This window comes from Pseudomonas sp. BN414, assembly GCF_029871275.1.
Classification (GTDB): Bacteria; Pseudomonadota; Gammaproteobacteria; order Pseudomonadales; family Pseudomonadaceae; genus Metapseudomonas; species Metapseudomonas resinovorans_C.
Map to the genome: position 1 here is coordinate 110,538 of NZ_SSOL01000066.1, position 14,195 is coordinate 124,732.

Below are 14,195 nucleotides of genomic sequence, written 5' to 3' on the forward strand. Positions count from 1 at the left end.
GTTTTTTCGATGAACGGCGGACTTCTTGGGTGACATCATGCGTGACATCAACGGGCGGGCAATCCAGAAAACCTACGACTACATCGTCATCGGCTCCGGCTCTGCTGGCAGCGTCGTGGCAGGCCGTCTTTCAGAAGACACCAGTAGCTCCGTCTTGATGCTTGAGGCCGGTCCCTCCGACCAGAGTCTCTACATCCGGATGCCGGCAGCGCTCGGTTTCCCGCTGATGAGTGATCGTTTCAACTGGTACATGCACTCCGAACCCGAGAAGGAACTGGGAAATCGCACCATCTACGAAGCGCGTGGCCGTGTTCTGGGCGGCTCCAGTTCCATCAACGGGATGAACTGGGTGCGTGGCAATCCCTGGGACTACGACAACTGGGGGGCTATGGGGCTTGAGGGGTGGAGCTACGCCGAATGCCTGCCGTACTTCCGCAAGGCCGAGACCTTCGACAAAGGCGAGGATGTTTATCGCGGTGGCAATGGCCCAATGCACATCGAGACGTGCAAAGCGGACAACCCCCTTTATCACGCCTTCCTCGATGCCGGTGTTCAGGCTGGCTACCAACGCGTGGATGATCACAACGGCTTCCGGCAGGAAGGTGTGCATATCACTCAGCGCAATGTGCACAAAGGCATTCGCTGGAGCACCTCCCAAGCATATATCCATACCAACGCTGATCGTTTGAACCTGCAAGTTCTTGATCGTGCGCAGGTCACTCGAATCGAGTTCGCGGGTAAGCGCGCAGTGCGAGTCCACTACGTTCGCCAAGGGCAACCTTACGTAGTGGAGGTGGGTAGGGAAGCCATCCTGTGCGCTGGTGCTATCCACTCCCCGCACCTGCTGCAACTGTCAGGAATCGGCAATGCGGATCACTTGGCGCAGTTCTCGATCAAGAGTGTCGTGCACCTGCCCGGCGTCGGTGAGGGCATGAAGGACCACATCGCTTCGCCCGTGCAATTCCGGGCGACCCAAAACGTCTCCATCGCCAAGCAACTCACCCCCCTGGGTAAAGCCAAGCTGGGCCTGCTCTGGACGCTGTTCAAGAAGGGCCTGGGGGCGACCAACTTCTTCGAGGTTGGAGCTTTTATCCGCACCCATGACGACGTGAAAATCCCGAACGTCCAGTTCGAATTCATCCCCATGCTGGGCGAGTTCCAACATGGCAGCGTCCAGCTGGAGAACGGCTTCCAGTACTTCTTCAGCCTGATGCGTCCGACCAGTACGGGCCGTGTCTGGCTGGGTTCGGCCGATCCGTTAGCGGCACCCAAGTTCAGCTTCAACTTCCTCTCCACCGAAGAGGACAAGCGAGACGCAATTGCTGCGGTCAAGGCGATTCGTCACGTGGTGTCGCAGCAAGCCTGGGACCCGTATCGCGGCGAGGAAGTAACTCCGGGCGCGGGTGTCAGCAGCGATGAGCAGATCCTTGCAAGCCTGCGTGCGCTGGCTGGCACCAACTATCACCCCTCGTGTTCTTGCCGCATGGGCAACGACGCCAACAGCGTGGTAGATGCCTGGGGGCGCGTACACGAAACCGAAAACCTTCGTGTCATCGACGCTTCGATCATGCCGGAGATCGTCAGCGGCAATCTCAACGCGCCGATCATCATGATGGCGGAGAAGCTTTCGGATCACATTCGGGGCCGGGCACCCCTGCCCAAGTCCAACGCATCCTATTACCTGCCGGCCTGAGGGCCAGCAGGAGTCGCCATCGGCTGCGGTCGATTGGTTGAGGATATGAGTTATCTCTTCGTCCAGGCGCTGCCAGGGCGGATCTACAACACCAATGTTCGACATTTAGTTCCAAGGGAGCATCAGTCATGAAGCTGAAGAACAAAATCGCACTGATCACCGGTGCCGGTGCTGGTATCGGCGAAGCCACCGCCAAGCTTTTCGCTCAACAGGGTGCCAAGGTCGTAGTTGCCGACCGCAATATTGAGCAGGCGCAGGCAGTAGCCGATGCCATTGGCGAGCAAGCCGTGGCGGTGCAGGCTGATGTGGCCAATGCCGAGCAGGTGAAGGCGATGGTCGAGGCGGCTGTTGGCCACTTCGGCGCCCTGGACATCCTGGTGAACAACGCCGGCTTCGGCACCTTGGGCACCGTGGTGACCCTGGACGAGGACACCTGGGATCAGGTGGTCGACGTCAACCTGAAGGGCGTGTTCCTCTGCTCGAAGTACGCGATTCCGGAAATCGTCCGCCGCGGTGGCGGTGCTGTGGTGAACCTGGCCTCGACCATCTCCGTGGTCGGCATCAAGGATCGCGCTGCCTATGTCGCCGCCAAGGGTGGCGTGGCTGCGCTGACCCGCGCCATGGCCCTGGACCATGCCCTGGAAGGGGTGCGGGTGAACAGCGTGGCACCGGGTGTGATCGCCTCCAGCTACTACGACCGCATGTTCGAGCAGGTAGCGGACCCGGTGGCCTTCAAGAAGGGCCTGGAAGCGCGCTCGCCGCTGAACAAGATGGGTGAGCCGACCGACATCGCGAACATGATCCTCTTCCTCGCCTCCGACGATTCGAGCTTCGCCACCGGCGCGATGTTCACCGTCGATGGCGGCTACACCGCCTGGTAAGGAACGAGACAATGAGTGCTAGGTGCCTCCTCTTGACCGTCGAGCTTCCCGGATCTTCCGGCAGCCCGTCAGCCTGGCTTATTGGCGCTTGACAGCTCGTTTTTCGATCCTCAAATTGTAAACGTATACATTGCAGATCAACTGCGGGACCAACCTCATGACTAGAAGCTATCAGCATTGGATCAATGGCGCGGAACAGGCACCTTCCTCGGGCGCCTATATCGAGCGCACCTCTCCGGCTCACGGCGACCTGCTCGCCAAGTTTGCAGCGGGTACCGAGAAGGACGTCGATGGGGCCGTTGAGCACGCCCATCGCGTGCACACCTCCGGTGCCTGGTCCAACGTGCCGGCCTCCGAGCGCGCTCGCCTGCTAAACAAGTGGGCCGATCTGATCGAGCGTGATGCGGACCGTCTGGCGGTCATCGAAGCGGAAGAGGTGGGCAAGCCCATCGTCTATGCGAAGGGCGAAGTCCTCTGGTCGGCGGAGCTGACCCGTTTTGCTGCGTCCCTGGCCTGGCAGATTCCTGGCGAGGCTCACACCCACCTGGGTGAGAACAAGCTCGGCCTGGTCACTCGCGAGCCGCGTGGCGTCGTTGGCCTGATCGTGCCGTGGAACTTCCCCATGGTGTGCCTGTTCCAGAAGCTGCCCTATGCGCTGGCTGCCGGTTGCCCGGTGGTGATCAAACCCTCCGAGCTGACCTCCGGTACTGCTCTTGAAGTGGCCAAGCTGGCTGCCGAGGCCGGCCTGCCGGCGGGCATCATCAACATCGTCACCGGCAAGGGCTCGGTGGTTGGTGAGCGTCTGACTCGCCATCCGAACGTGTCGATGATTTCCTTCACTGGCTCCACCCGTGTGGGCAAGCAGATCGCTGCCACCGCTGCCCAGGACCTTACCCGCGTAGCCCTCGAACTGGGTGGCAAGGCCGCCAACGTGGTCTTTGCCGATGCGGATCTGGATGCTGCGCTCGACGGCGTGCTGTTCGGTGTAATCCTCAACCAGGGCGAAGAGTGTGTGGCTGGTACTCGACTGCTGATCGAGGAATCGGTGGCTGACGAGTTCGTCTCGCGACTGGTGGAGCGTGCGAAGAAGGTCGTGATCGGCCTGCCGCTGGACGAGAAAGTCCAGATCGGTGCCCTGATTCACGAGGGCCATTTGGAGAGCGTGCTGGAATACATCCGCATCGGCCAGGAAGAGGGCGCCACGCTGGCATACGGCGGCCAGCGTTTGACCGATGGCGAACTGGCCAAGGGCCTGTTCGTCGGTCCGACTATCTTCACCAATGTGAAGCCCAGCCATCGCATCTTCCGTGAGGAAATCTTTGCTCCGGTACTGGCGGTTACTACCTTCAAGACCGTGGAAGAAGCCATCGAGCTGGCCAACGATACCGAATATGGCCTGGGCAACGGTCTGTGGACCAAGGACGTGGACAAGGCGCTCAATGTGTCCCGCAAGCTCCAGAGCGGCACTGTGTTCGTCAACACCTACCTGGAGAGCGCGGCGCAGATGCCGTTCGGTGGTTACAAGCAGAGCGGTTACGGCCGCGAGAATGGCGTGGACGGGCTGCTCGAATTCATGGAGGTGAAGTCGACCTTCATCAAGCTCGGCGCGCGCACTCCGGTACTGCCCAACACCCTGGACTGAATGCCGAGCACCGGCGTCACGGATCATCGTGGCGCCGGTGTTGGCGCTGATCTGGTAGATACCCGTATTCACTTCAACCGACGAGTTGAGCCATGAATTTCAAGCGAATGATCAACGTTGTAGGCGTCCACGCAGCCGGTGAGCGGAATGACGTCATCACTGGTGGCGTTCTCGACGTCCCCGGCAACACCATCTTCGACAAGATGAAGTACCTCGAAACCCAGGCGGACGACATTCGCAAGCTGCTCCTCCAGGAGCCTCGTGGAAGTGTTACCCAGTGCGTCAACCTGGTGTTGCCTTCCTCCAACCCGGAAGCAGACGCCGGCTTCGTGATCATGGAGTCCGAGTTCTACCCGCCCATGTCCGGCACCAATACCATCTGCACCGTTACGGCGTTGCTGGAAACCGGCATGATCCCGATGCAGGAGCCCGTCACTCGTCTGACGCTGGAGGCCCCCGGCGGCCTGGTTCGTGTCGAAGCTCAGTGCAAGGACGGCAAGTGCGTCAGCGTCAAGTTTTCCAACGTGCCTTGTTTCGTCTTCGCACTGGACAAGTTCATCGAGGTTCCTGGCCTTGGTACCCTCAAGGTCGATGTCTCCTACGGCGGCATGATTTACGTGCTGGCCGATGCCCAAGCTCTGGGCTTCTCCATCACCCCGGATGAAGCCGCAGATCTGGTGAGCGTCGGTGAGACCATCAAGGCCGCAGCGGCCGAACAGGTGCCGGCTGTCCATCCGGAGAATCCGGAGATCCATACCATCAATCAGACCCTGTTCGCTGGCCCTGTGCGGGATGACCCCGAGGGCAAGCGTTCGCGCAATGGTGTGATTGTTTCCCCTGGCCGCCTTGATCGTTCGCCGTGCGGTACTGGCACCAGCGCCCGTCTCGCGGTGATGCATGCGCGCGGTCAGATCAAGCCGGGCGAGCGTTTGATCCATGAATCGATCATTGGCACCGAGTTCATCGGTGAGATTGCCGAGACGCTGACTATCGGTGATCGCCAGGGTATTCGCCCCAACATCACCGGCAGTGCCTGGATCACTGGTTTCCACCAGTACGTACTTGATCGCACTGATCCGTTCCCGACTGGATTCACCCTGAGTGATACCTGGCGTAAGAACAAATGAATCCTTGAATATCTGCGGCTCCCCATCGCCGCTGATGTGCCCCCAAAAAGGTGCTACTACCGTATTTGCCCATGCTTGCATGGGCTTTTTTTTTAGCTCCAACCCTCCAAGCGAAGGGTAGCCCGCACCAGTCGTTGTTCTTCTTGCTCAATCTTCTCGGCTGGGGCCCCCTGTGAAATTCCGTTGTGGATCGGTGGCGACCCTTCCTGATGGTTGCTATCGGCCATTAGCTACCCTTCATGACCGGCTGTGCCCGCCCCAAATCTACTGGTGAGAGCTAACAGAAAACGGCCATAAACAGCGTTTGTACGAAAGCCGGATCCTGCAACTCGCTGCTACCTATTGGAGCATCCCGAATCTCGTCCCGACCATTTGCCGCCATACGAACCTGGTGTCGACTATGAAAGGCGATAGTGTCATATGGCCTTGTTTTGTGTTCTTCCGCCCCTTAGGCTGCTTCTCATAGTGCGTTTTGCGATGCTGATGAAGACAAGGGAGTTGGTGACGAGAAAGCCTTGGCATGAACGAACAGCCATGCTGGATGCCACCTTCTATTATTAGGGAAAATAAAAAGGAGCAAGAATGCTTGAATCAATTGAGCCGATGGATGCATACAACAAGAACATTAATATATTGATTGGATCAGGCGCTTCAGCAGACTTGTTTCCAACCCTTGCGCTGGAAATAAAAAATGCCAAGGGCGAGAAAGAGACGATTGAAACGCTCGCTACCAAGTTTGAATATTGGCCTGAGAAGCGAACCGCCTTGTTCATGCACTATTATAATACGTGCATATTTCCAGTTCAGACTTTCACGCCCGGTGCTATCACTTCGAATGAAGGTAAGATAAATCTTGAAAATTATGAGATATTTCTGACTACGCTTTTGGGGCTGCTGGATAGGCGCAAGGATCTAAACCGAAAGATCAATGTTTTCACGACCAATTACGACGGATGCCTAGCCTACACTGCTGACAACATTCTCATGAAGGGGGCACATGATTTTGTGGTCAATGATGGTACATCTGGTTTCCACAGAAAACACTTGCACCCCAAGAACTTTAGTACCTTCCAGTGTCAGACCGGGATCTTCGAGAGAACCAACTACGGAATACCTCAGCTCAATATCATTCATCTCCATGGATCAGTCTACTGGTCAAAGAGTGGCGACAAGATTGAAGTTAAGTACGCCAACGACTTCAGTAGCCTACTGTCTAAGCAAGCTATTAGCAAGATCAACAAATTCTCTACCTTTCTTGGCACAAAAGGTGGCCTGAGCGCCCATATTCCATCTGTGCCGTTCAGTCGCAAGCAGATGGACAATTTCTGGCGCGAGTACAACAAGCTCCCCATCGTGAACCCCACTAAGTGGAAGTTCCACGAGACAGTATTTGAAGAGCACTACTATCAGATGCTCAGACTTTTGAGCTACGAACTTGAGAAGCCAAACTCCATACTCATCACCTTTGGCTTTTCGTTTGCCGATGAACACATTTTGAAGCTTGTCCAACGCTCCTTGTCAAACCCGCAGCTTCAAACGTTCATTTGTTGCTACAGTCACGGCAGCGCCGAGAGAACGAGGGAGGAATTCAAGCTCTGGAGAAATGTCAAGGTAATTGGGCCGCCTGATGGCGTGAAATTAGACTTCACCAACTTTAATAAGTACATCTTTTCGCTCAAACCCGAAAAGTATGAGCATCCGGTTGAAGTCGAGGATGAGCTATGAGCGTCGTCGTAGGTGAAGTAATTGCAGTCACCGGCATCCGAATCTCCCTTCGTATCTTTGAAGACTCCAGCCAGGAAACCATTTTCTATGATGGCGTGAAGTACAGAGGTGTTTCACTCAGAGAGCATCTATCCATCCAGCGCGGATTCATAGACATCGTCTGCCTTGTAGAAGGTGAGTACTTGGACGAGAAGAAGCTTGAGGCTGATGCAGAGAAAACACTGTACATCAGAAAAGTTGATGTTCGCCCCATTGGCTACATCGTGGATGACAAATTCTTTGAGGGCGTGAAGTACATGCCGATGATCAGGGACAAGGCATCCCTGCTCAGTGAGCCCATGGTGGGTAAAATCTATGGTGCCGAGGGTAAGACCAATTTTTCCATCGGTTCCATGCTCAAGGAAAATGTGCCCATCAACTTGCCGTGGGCACGCATCTTCAACAGCCATCTTGGGATTTTTGGGAATACGGGTAGCGGAAAGTCCAACACGCTGGCAAAACTATACACAAGCCTTTTTAATGAGAAACTCCAAGCCCTCAAGAATAAGAGTCAGTTTGTAATAATTGACTTCAATGGTGAATATACTGAAGGCCAGATCCTGCCTGCCAAAGACAAGAAAATAACTGTTCTAGATTCAAAGAAGGGTAAGCACAAGTTTAAGATAGAAGCTGTTCACTTCTGGGATGTTGAAACGCTCAGTCTGCTCTTTCAGGCCACAACCAATACCCAGCAACCATTCCTTCGTCGCGTGCTGTCTGGGAAAGAAAAATTCAAAGATGTGCCACTCAGTGAGTATGTTGCGAAAGTCTTTGAGAAGGCCTTCAGCACAGGTGAGGCCAAGTCAGATGCATTGGACCTGAGCCGGGAAATTGCCAAAATTATTGAATGCGGGCCCTTGCAGGGTCATTTAAAGGGCATCGTCTACTTCAACAAAGACAAGTTCTTCAGGCACAACAACGGCACCTATTACAACTCAAATGGTGCGGGGTTTGAGAATAACATCAAACCCATCATTGATGAGCATGTGAAGCTTGATGGAATCGACCAGTTCAACGAACTCATCTTGAGGTGTTATCTTCAGCTCTGTTCAGATGTCGTCTTTGGCTATGCCCAGTACGAGCACATCCAACCGGTACTTGCAAGAGCAAAATCATCCATCACGGCTCTTCGCAATGTTCTTGAAGTCGTGAATGTTCCACCGCCCCCACATCTCTTGCATGTCATTTCACTCAAAAGGTGCAAAAACGAAATCAAGAAAATCTTGCCGTTGCTCATCGCTAAGAATTTCTACACGAATCATAAAGACTCAGAGAGCCTGAAGAGTCCACCAAGCAGGACTCTTCACATCATCATCGACGAAGCTCACAACATCCTATCAGAGCAGTCCACGCGTGAGCATGAGATCTGGAAAGACTATCGGCTCGAACTGTTTGAAGAAATCATCAAAGAGGGGCGCAAGTACGGAGTCTATCTGACTCTCTCCAGTCAGCGACCAGCCGACATCTCGCCCACCATCGTTTCGCAGATTCACAATTTCTTCATCCACCGGTTGGTGAACGAACGCGACCTCATGCTCCTGGACAACACCATCAGCACATTGGATTCCAGTTCCAAGGCGCTGATTCCGACTCTTGCTAAAGGCTGCTGCGTGGTCACGGGGACGGCATTCGACCTACCCATGATCTTGAAGATCGATCCGCTGCTGAAGGAGCATCGGCCCAGCAGTGATGATGTGGACCTTGAAGAGCTTTGGGAATTGCCGTCCGCGTAGGAAGCCCATGAACACCGACCAAAAGGGGAACAGATTTATTTTCTCTGCTCTAGATGTCCGCTTCGGGTCGGTACCTGCCCGTCGTAACAAGCTAGAGTCGAACCAAAGCGGACAGGTTGCGATGGCCCGACCTAGCCATGGATGGAACCCATTCCTGAGGCATTGAGCCTGTGCCACCGTTCGCGCACATCGCGCTGAGTCCCCGAGTGCCAAGCCTGTTGCCGGCAATCCGAGTGCTTTTACCTTCTGTTCTAAGTTGTTGACTCTGACCACGTGACTCTATGCCGCGCTAGTGCTCAGAACAGCCACGGAGGAGGGAAAGCAGCAAGGTCCATGCGCCGCGCTTGGTATCAACGTCGGTTGTCTGTTCTGGGGCGCCGCCGTCGCTTTCGGCTTTGGGGCGTTGATCGCGGTGTTGGACAGGGCCTTCAACCTACTGAAGCACTACTGCGGCTGCCTACCTGGCCTGGCTAGGGGTGCACATGCTGTAGCGGCTTTACGCAGCGGAGATCACCCCAGTATTTGAGCCAACCACTTTCCCCGTTAGTCTGTGACGAGGCCTTTTAGCTCCAGCCCTCCAGGCGAAGGGTGGCTCGTACCAGTCGTTGTTCTTCCTGCTCAATCTCTTTGAGACTGTCACGAATGCCATGGATATGGTCACGGGCGGCGCGCTGGGCCTGCTCCGGAAGCCGCTCGATGACAGCGTGGTAGAGCCGCGAATGCTGGCGGTCCAGCTGCTTCAGGCTGAGCGGCCGGTGGTAGAGGTTGTTCACCGAGGCGAAAACCGAACTCAGCATCAAGTCGGTGAGCGATTGCAGCGTATGGACCAGGACCGGGTTGTGGGAAGCCTCGCAGATCGCCAGGTGGAATGCGTGGTCCAGCCTTGCGTGCTCCTGGGAGTCCAGTCCCTCCGGGCTCTGGTGGGCCGCGAGCATTTCCTCGTAACGTCGTGTGATCAGTATGAAGTCTGCGTCTGTTCCGCGTAGGGCGGCCAGCCGCGCCGATTCACCTTCAAGCAGAGCCCGTACTTCCAGCAGGTCGTAGAGCGTGCGGGGCTGCGAGCTGAACAGGTGCATCAAGGGGCTCGCATCCCGAGGTCCGGTCAGTTCGGCGACGAATGAGCCGCGTCCCTGGCTGGTCTCAATGATTCCGCGTCCGCGAAGCACCCGCAGGCCCTCGCGGAGGGCCGAGCGGGAGATACCCAGCTTGTCGCACAGGCGGCGCTCCGAGGGCAGTGCCTGCCCGGTCCTGAGCACGCCATCGACGATCAGTTGCTCAATGCGCTCAGCCACCACATCGGCTACCTGGCGGCGTTCACCGTCTTTCGTACTGGGCATTTCTTTCGTTCCAAACTGGTAGGACCAGTCAAAAAGTGAAAAACGAATACATCGTGGAATGCTCTACAGCATAGAAAAATGCTGGACTTTCCATAAGTCCAAAACCGTACTGCTCATCAAAAACTGGTCGGACCAGTGTGAGCCGCAATGGACGCTAGGGCAGGGCAGTTTGATGATGGCTCTTACCGACGGTCACCGCCGGCATCAAAACAACAAGACCAAAGAGCCTGCCATGAACATCCTCTACGACGAGCGCGTCGACGGCGTGCTGCCGAGAGTCGACAAAGCCGCGCTGCTGACCGAATTGCGTGAGTGTTTGCCGGATCTCGAAATCCTCCATCGCGAGGAGGACCTCTGCCCCTACGAATGCGACGGCCTTTCCGCTTACCGCACTACGCCCATGCTGGTTGTCTTGCCGGAGCGGGTCGAGCAGGTAGAGACCCTGCTCAAGCTCTGCCATGAACGTCGCGTACCTGTTGTGGCTCGTGGCGCTGGTACGGGCCTGTCCGGTGGGGCGCTTCCCTTGGAGCAAGGCATCCTGCTGGTGATGGCACGCTTCAACCGCATCCTCGAAATCAGTCCAGTCGGACGCTTCGCCCGGGTCCAGCCCGGTGTGCGCAACCTGGCTATCTCCCAGGCGGCGGCGCCCTTCGATCTCTATTACGCCCCGGACCCGTCTTCGCAGATTGCCTGTTCCATCGGCGGTAATGTCGCGGAGAACGCCGGTGGCGTGCATTGCCTGAAGTACGGCCTGACCGTGCACAACCTGCTCAAGGTGGACATCCTTACCGTCGAAGGCGAGCGCCTGACCCTGGGCTCCGATGCCCTAGACAGCCCCGGCTTCGACCTGCTGGCCCTGTTTACCGGCTCGGAAGGCATGCTCGGTGTGGTCACCGAAGTCACCGTCAAACTACTGCCCAAGCCCCAGGTGGCCAAGGTGCTGCTGGCGGCCTTCGACTCGGTGGAGAAGGCCGGCCGTGCGGTGGGCGACATCATCGCCGCCGGCATCATTCCAGGTGGTTTGGAGATGATGGACAACCTGGCCATTCGTGCCGCCGAGGACTTCATCCACGCCGGCTACCCGGTGGACGCCGAAGCTATCCTACTTTGCGAACTGGACGGGGTGGAGGCGGACGTCCACGACGACTGCGAACGGGTGCGCCAGGTGCTGGAATGTGCCGGTGCCACCGAGGTACGACAGGCCCGCGACGAGGCCGAGCGGGTGCGATTCTGGGCCGGACGCAAGAATGCCTTCCCGGCGGTGGGCCGAATCTCCCCGGACTACTACTGCATGGACGGCACCATTCCCCGTCGCGAATTGCCTGGCGTGCTGCGCGGTATCGCCGACCTCTCTGCCGAATACGGCCTGCGGGTAGCCAACGTGTTCCATGCCGGCGACGGCAACATGCACCCACTGATCCTCTTCGATGCCAACCAGCCAGGTGAGCTGGAGCGCGCCGAAGCCCTGGGCGGAAAGATCCTCGAACTCTGCGTGGCGGTGGGCGGCAGCATCACCGGCGAACACGGCGTAGGGCGCGAGAAGATCAACCAGATGTGCGCACAGTTCAACGCGGACGAGATCACGCTGTTTCACGCCGTGAAGGCGGCCTTCGACCCCACCGGATTGCTCAACCCCGGCAAGAACATCCCAACCCTGCATCGTTGCGCTGAGTTTGGCGCGATGCATGTGCACTTGGGGCAGCTGCCTTTCCCGGAACTGGAGCGCTTCTGATGAACCGCACATTTGACGCTAGCAGCCACCTAATCGAGCAGGTCCGCGCGGCACTTGCTGAAGGCAACGCCCTGCGCATCCGCGGTGGTGACAGCAAATCCCGCATCGGCAGGCAGGTGTCGGGCCTGGAACTGGATACCCGCGAGCACCGTGGAATCGTCAGTTACGACCCCACCGAGCTGGTGGTTACCGTGCGCACCGGTACGCCTCTGGCAGAGCTGGAACAGGTTCTGAATGAAAAGAATCAATGGTTGGCCTGTGAGCCGCCACACCTGGGTGCTAGCGCCACGGTGGGTGGCATGGTCGCTGCGGGATTGTCCGGTCCACGTCGGCCCTGGGCCGGATCAGTGCGCGACTTCGTTCTCGGCACCCGTGTCATCACCGGCCTGGGTAAGCACCTGCGCTTCGGCGGCGAAGTGATGAAAAACGTCGCCGGCTACGACCTTTCTCGGCTGATGGCTGGCAGCTTCGGCTGCCTGGGTGTACTGACCGAGGTCTCTCTCAAAGTGCTGCCGAAGCCCCGTGCTGTGGCCAGTCTGCGCCTTACGGTTGATCTGCCTGAAGCCCTGCGCAAATTGGCCGAGTGGGGCCAGCAACCGCTGCCCCTCAGCGCCGCCTGCCATGACGGCGAGGCCCTGCACCTGCGCCTGGAAGGCGGTGAAGGTTCGGTGGCCGCAGCCCGCGAGCGGCTGGGTTGCGAAACCGTCGAGCCCGACTTCTGGGAGGAACTCAAGGAGCAGTGCTTGCCGTTCTTCGATGACCCGCGTCTGCTCTGGCGGCTATCGCTGCCCAACGCCTGTCCGGCCCTGGATCTGCCCGGTACTCAGCTGGCGGATTGGGGCGGTGCCCAGCGTTGGTTGAAATCCGATGCGTCCGCCGAGGAGATCCGCGCCATCGCTCAAAAGGCCGGAGGACACGCCATCTGTTTCGACGGTGGTGAAAGTCCCTTCCATCCGTTACCGGAGCCGCTGCTGCGCTACCACCGCCAGCTCAAGGCACAACTGGACCCGCAGGGGATATTCAACCCCGGGCGTATGTACGCGGAAGTCTGAGGCGACCCATGCAAACCCATTTGAGCGAACAAGCGCGCGCCCTGCCGCGCGGTGAAGAAGCCGAAGCCATCCTGCGGAGCTGTGTGCACTGTGGCTTCTGCAATGCGACTTGTCCCACCTACCAGTTGTTGGGTGACGAGCTGGACGGGCCACGTGGGCGTATCTACCTGATGAAGCAGGTACTGGAGGGCCATGAACCCAGTGCCAGTACCTTGCAGCATCTGGACCGCTGCCTGACCTGCCGCAACTGCGAAACCACCTGTCCCTCCGGCGTGCAGTATCACAACCTCCTGGATATCGGCCGCGCTGTGGTCGAAGAGCAGGTGCCGCGTTCTCTCGGTGAACGCGTGCTTCGCGGCGGGCTGCGCACCGTCGTACCCCACGCAGGGCTGTTCAAGGCATTGGTGAAGGCCGGCAATGCCTTCCGCCCGCTGCTGCCGGAGACTCTCAAGGCCAAGCTGCCGCGCGAGATTCGTCCTGCACGACCACGCCCCAGCCTACGGCATGACTGTCGTGTACTGATGCTTGAAGGGTGCGTGCAGCCAGGGCTGTCGCCCAATACCAATGCCGCCGCCGCGCGGGTGCTGGACCGTCTGGGGATCAGTGTGGTTCCGGCCCGTGAGGCCGGCTGCTGCGGTGCAGTGGATTACCACCTCAATGCCCAGGAGGCCGGTCTGGACCGGGCCCGGCGCAATATCGACGCCTGGTGGCCAGCCATCGAAGCTGGCGCCAAGGCCATAGTCCAAACCGCCAGTGGTTGCGGAGCCTTCGTCAAGGATTATGGCCACCTGCTGATGCACGACCCGGATTACGCAGCGCGCGCGCAGCGGGTCAGTTCGCTGGCCAAGGATTTGGTGGAAGTACTTCGTGATGCGCCGTTGGAAAGTCTTGGCATCCGAACTGATCTACGCCTGGCCTTCCACTGCCCATGCACTCTGCAACACGCCCAGAAGCTTGGTGGAGCTGTGGAAGGTGTGCTGACCCGCCTCGGGTTCCATCTCACCTCAGTACCTGACTCACACCTGTGCTGTGGCTCTGCCGGCAGCTATTCGATCACCCAGCCAGAGCTGTCGCGGCAGCTGCGCGACAACAAGCTCAATGCTCTGGAAAGCGGTCAGCCTCAAGTGATCGCCACCGCCAACATCGGTTGTCAGACCCATCTCGACGGCGCCGGCCGGACGCCAGTGAGGCACTGGATCGAACTGGTGGATGAGGCTCTTGGCTAGGTCGCCAA

At 58.0% G+C, this 14,195-nt stretch carries 10 protein-coding genes and 1 pseudogene; 10 read left to right on the plus strand and 1 reads right to left on the minus strand.

Translation table 11 applies throughout. The features are described 5' to 3' along the window. Positions 1-37 precede the first annotated feature (37 nt). The 7 genes and pseudogenes from E8E95_RS14930 to E8E95_RS14960 all read left to right on the plus strand — a co-directional run. Positions 38-1,693: a choline dehydrogenase gene (locus E8E95_RS14930; RefSeq protein WP_280351377.1), complete on the plus strand. Its 1,656-nt coding sequence runs from the start codon at positions 38-40 to the stop codon at positions 1,691-1,693. Between the two features lie 128 nt (positions 1,694-1,821). After that, positions 1,822-2,574 carry an SDR family oxidoreductase gene (locus E8E95_RS14935; RefSeq protein WP_280351379.1) on the plus strand — a complete coding sequence of 251 codons (753 nt, stop codon included), beginning with the start codon at positions 1,822-1,824 and terminating at the stop codon, positions 2,572-2,574. Positions 2,575-2,731: 157 nt separating this feature from the next. Next, on the plus strand, positions 2,732-4,216 hold the full coding sequence (locus E8E95_RS14940) for an aldehyde dehydrogenase family protein (RefSeq protein ID WP_280351381.1): 1,485 nt from the start codon (positions 2,732-2,734) through the stop codon (positions 4,214-4,216). A gap of 92 nt (positions 4,217-4,308) precedes the next feature. Continuing rightward, a complete protein-coding gene (locus E8E95_RS14945; RefSeq protein ID WP_280351383.1) occupies positions 4,309-5,343 on the plus strand; it encodes a proline racemase family protein in 1,035 nt (344 codons plus the stop codon). Positions 5,344-5,925: 582 nt separating this feature from the next. After that, positions 5,926-7,068 (plus strand): SIR2 family protein, encoded by a 1,143-nt coding sequence (locus E8E95_RS14950; protein WP_280351385.1) that lies wholly within the window; start codon positions 5,926-5,928, stop codon positions 7,066-7,068. Further along, positions 7,065-8,840 carry an ATP-binding protein gene (locus tag E8E95_RS14955; protein ID WP_280351387.1) on the plus strand — a complete coding sequence of 592 codons (1,776 nt, stop codon included), beginning with the start codon at positions 7,065-7,067 and terminating at the stop codon, positions 8,838-8,840. The genes E8E95_RS14950 and E8E95_RS14955 overlap by 4 nt, the downstream gene beginning before the upstream one ends. Before the next feature lie 256 nt (positions 8,841-9,096). Then, positions 9,097-9,328: pseudogene (locus E8E95_RS14960) on the plus strand (LysE family transporter); the annotation flags it as partial. 75 nt (positions 9,329-9,403) lie between these two features. Here E8E95_RS14960 and glcC read toward each other — a convergent pair. After that, a complete protein-coding gene (gene glcC, locus E8E95_RS14965) occupies positions 9,404-10,177 on the minus strand; it encodes a transcriptional regulator GlcC (protein ID WP_280351389.1) in 774 nt (257 codons plus the stop codon). Positions 10,178-10,409: 232 nt separating this feature from the next. Between glcC and glcD the strand changes: the two genes are divergently transcribed. Genes glcD through glcF form a run of 3 tightly spaced genes read left to right on the plus strand, consistent with a single transcriptional unit; the run spans position 10,410 to position 14,187 of the window. Further along, positions 10,410-11,909: a glycolate oxidase subunit GlcD gene (gene glcD, locus E8E95_RS14970; RefSeq protein WP_280351391.1), complete on the plus strand. Its 1,500-nt coding sequence runs from the start codon at positions 10,410-10,412 to the stop codon at positions 11,907-11,909. After that, positions 11,909-12,961 carry a glycolate oxidase subunit GlcE gene (gene glcE / locus E8E95_RS14975; protein WP_280351393.1) on the plus strand — a complete coding sequence of 351 codons (1,053 nt, stop codon included), beginning with the start codon at positions 11,909-11,911 and terminating at the stop codon, positions 12,959-12,961. The genes glcD and glcE overlap by 1 nt, the downstream gene beginning before the upstream one ends. Before the next feature lie 8 nt (positions 12,962-12,969). After that, positions 12,970-14,187, plus strand: a complete 1,218-nt coding sequence (gene glcF / locus E8E95_RS14980) for a glycolate oxidase subunit GlcF (RefSeq protein ID WP_280351395.1) — start codon at positions 12,970-12,972, stop codon at positions 14,185-14,187. Positions 14,188-14,195: the final 8 nt, after the last annotated feature.

Coding starts and splice junctions, on each gene's coding strand:
- E8E95_RS14945 (WP_280351383.1), top strand. CDS start 4,309: ATGAATTTCAAGCGAATGATCAACGTTGTAGGCGTCCACGCAGCCGGT.
- E8E95_RS14955 (WP_280351387.1), top strand. CDS start 7,065: ATGAGCGTCGTCGTAGGTGAAGTAATTGCAGTCACCGGCATCCGAATC.
- E8E95_RS14930 (WP_280351377.1), top strand. CDS start 38: ATGCGTGACATCAACGGGCGGGCAATCCAGAAAACCTACGACTACATC.
- glcD (WP_280351391.1), top strand. CDS start 10,410: ATGAACATCCTCTACGACGAGCGCGTCGACGGCGTGCTGCCGAGAGTC.
- E8E95_RS14950 (WP_280351385.1), top strand. CDS start 5,926: ATGCTTGAATCAATTGAGCCGATGGATGCATACAACAAGAACATTAAT.
- E8E95_RS14935 (WP_280351379.1), top strand. CDS start 1,822: ATGAAGCTGAAGAACAAAATCGCACTGATCACCGGTGCCGGTGCTGGT.
- E8E95_RS14940 (WP_280351381.1), top strand. CDS start 2,732: ATGACTAGAAGCTATCAGCATTGGATCAATGGCGCGGAACAGGCACCT.
- glcC (WP_280351389.1), bottom strand. CDS start 10,177: ATGCCCAGTACGAAAGACGGTGAACGCCGCCAGGTAGCCGATGTGGTG.
- glcE (WP_280351393.1), top strand. CDS start 11,909: ATGAACCGCACATTTGACGCTAGCAGCCACCTAATCGAGCAGGTCCGC.
- glcF (WP_280351395.1), top strand. CDS start 12,970: ATGCAAACCCATTTGAGCGAACAAGCGCGCGCCCTGCCGCGCGGTGAA.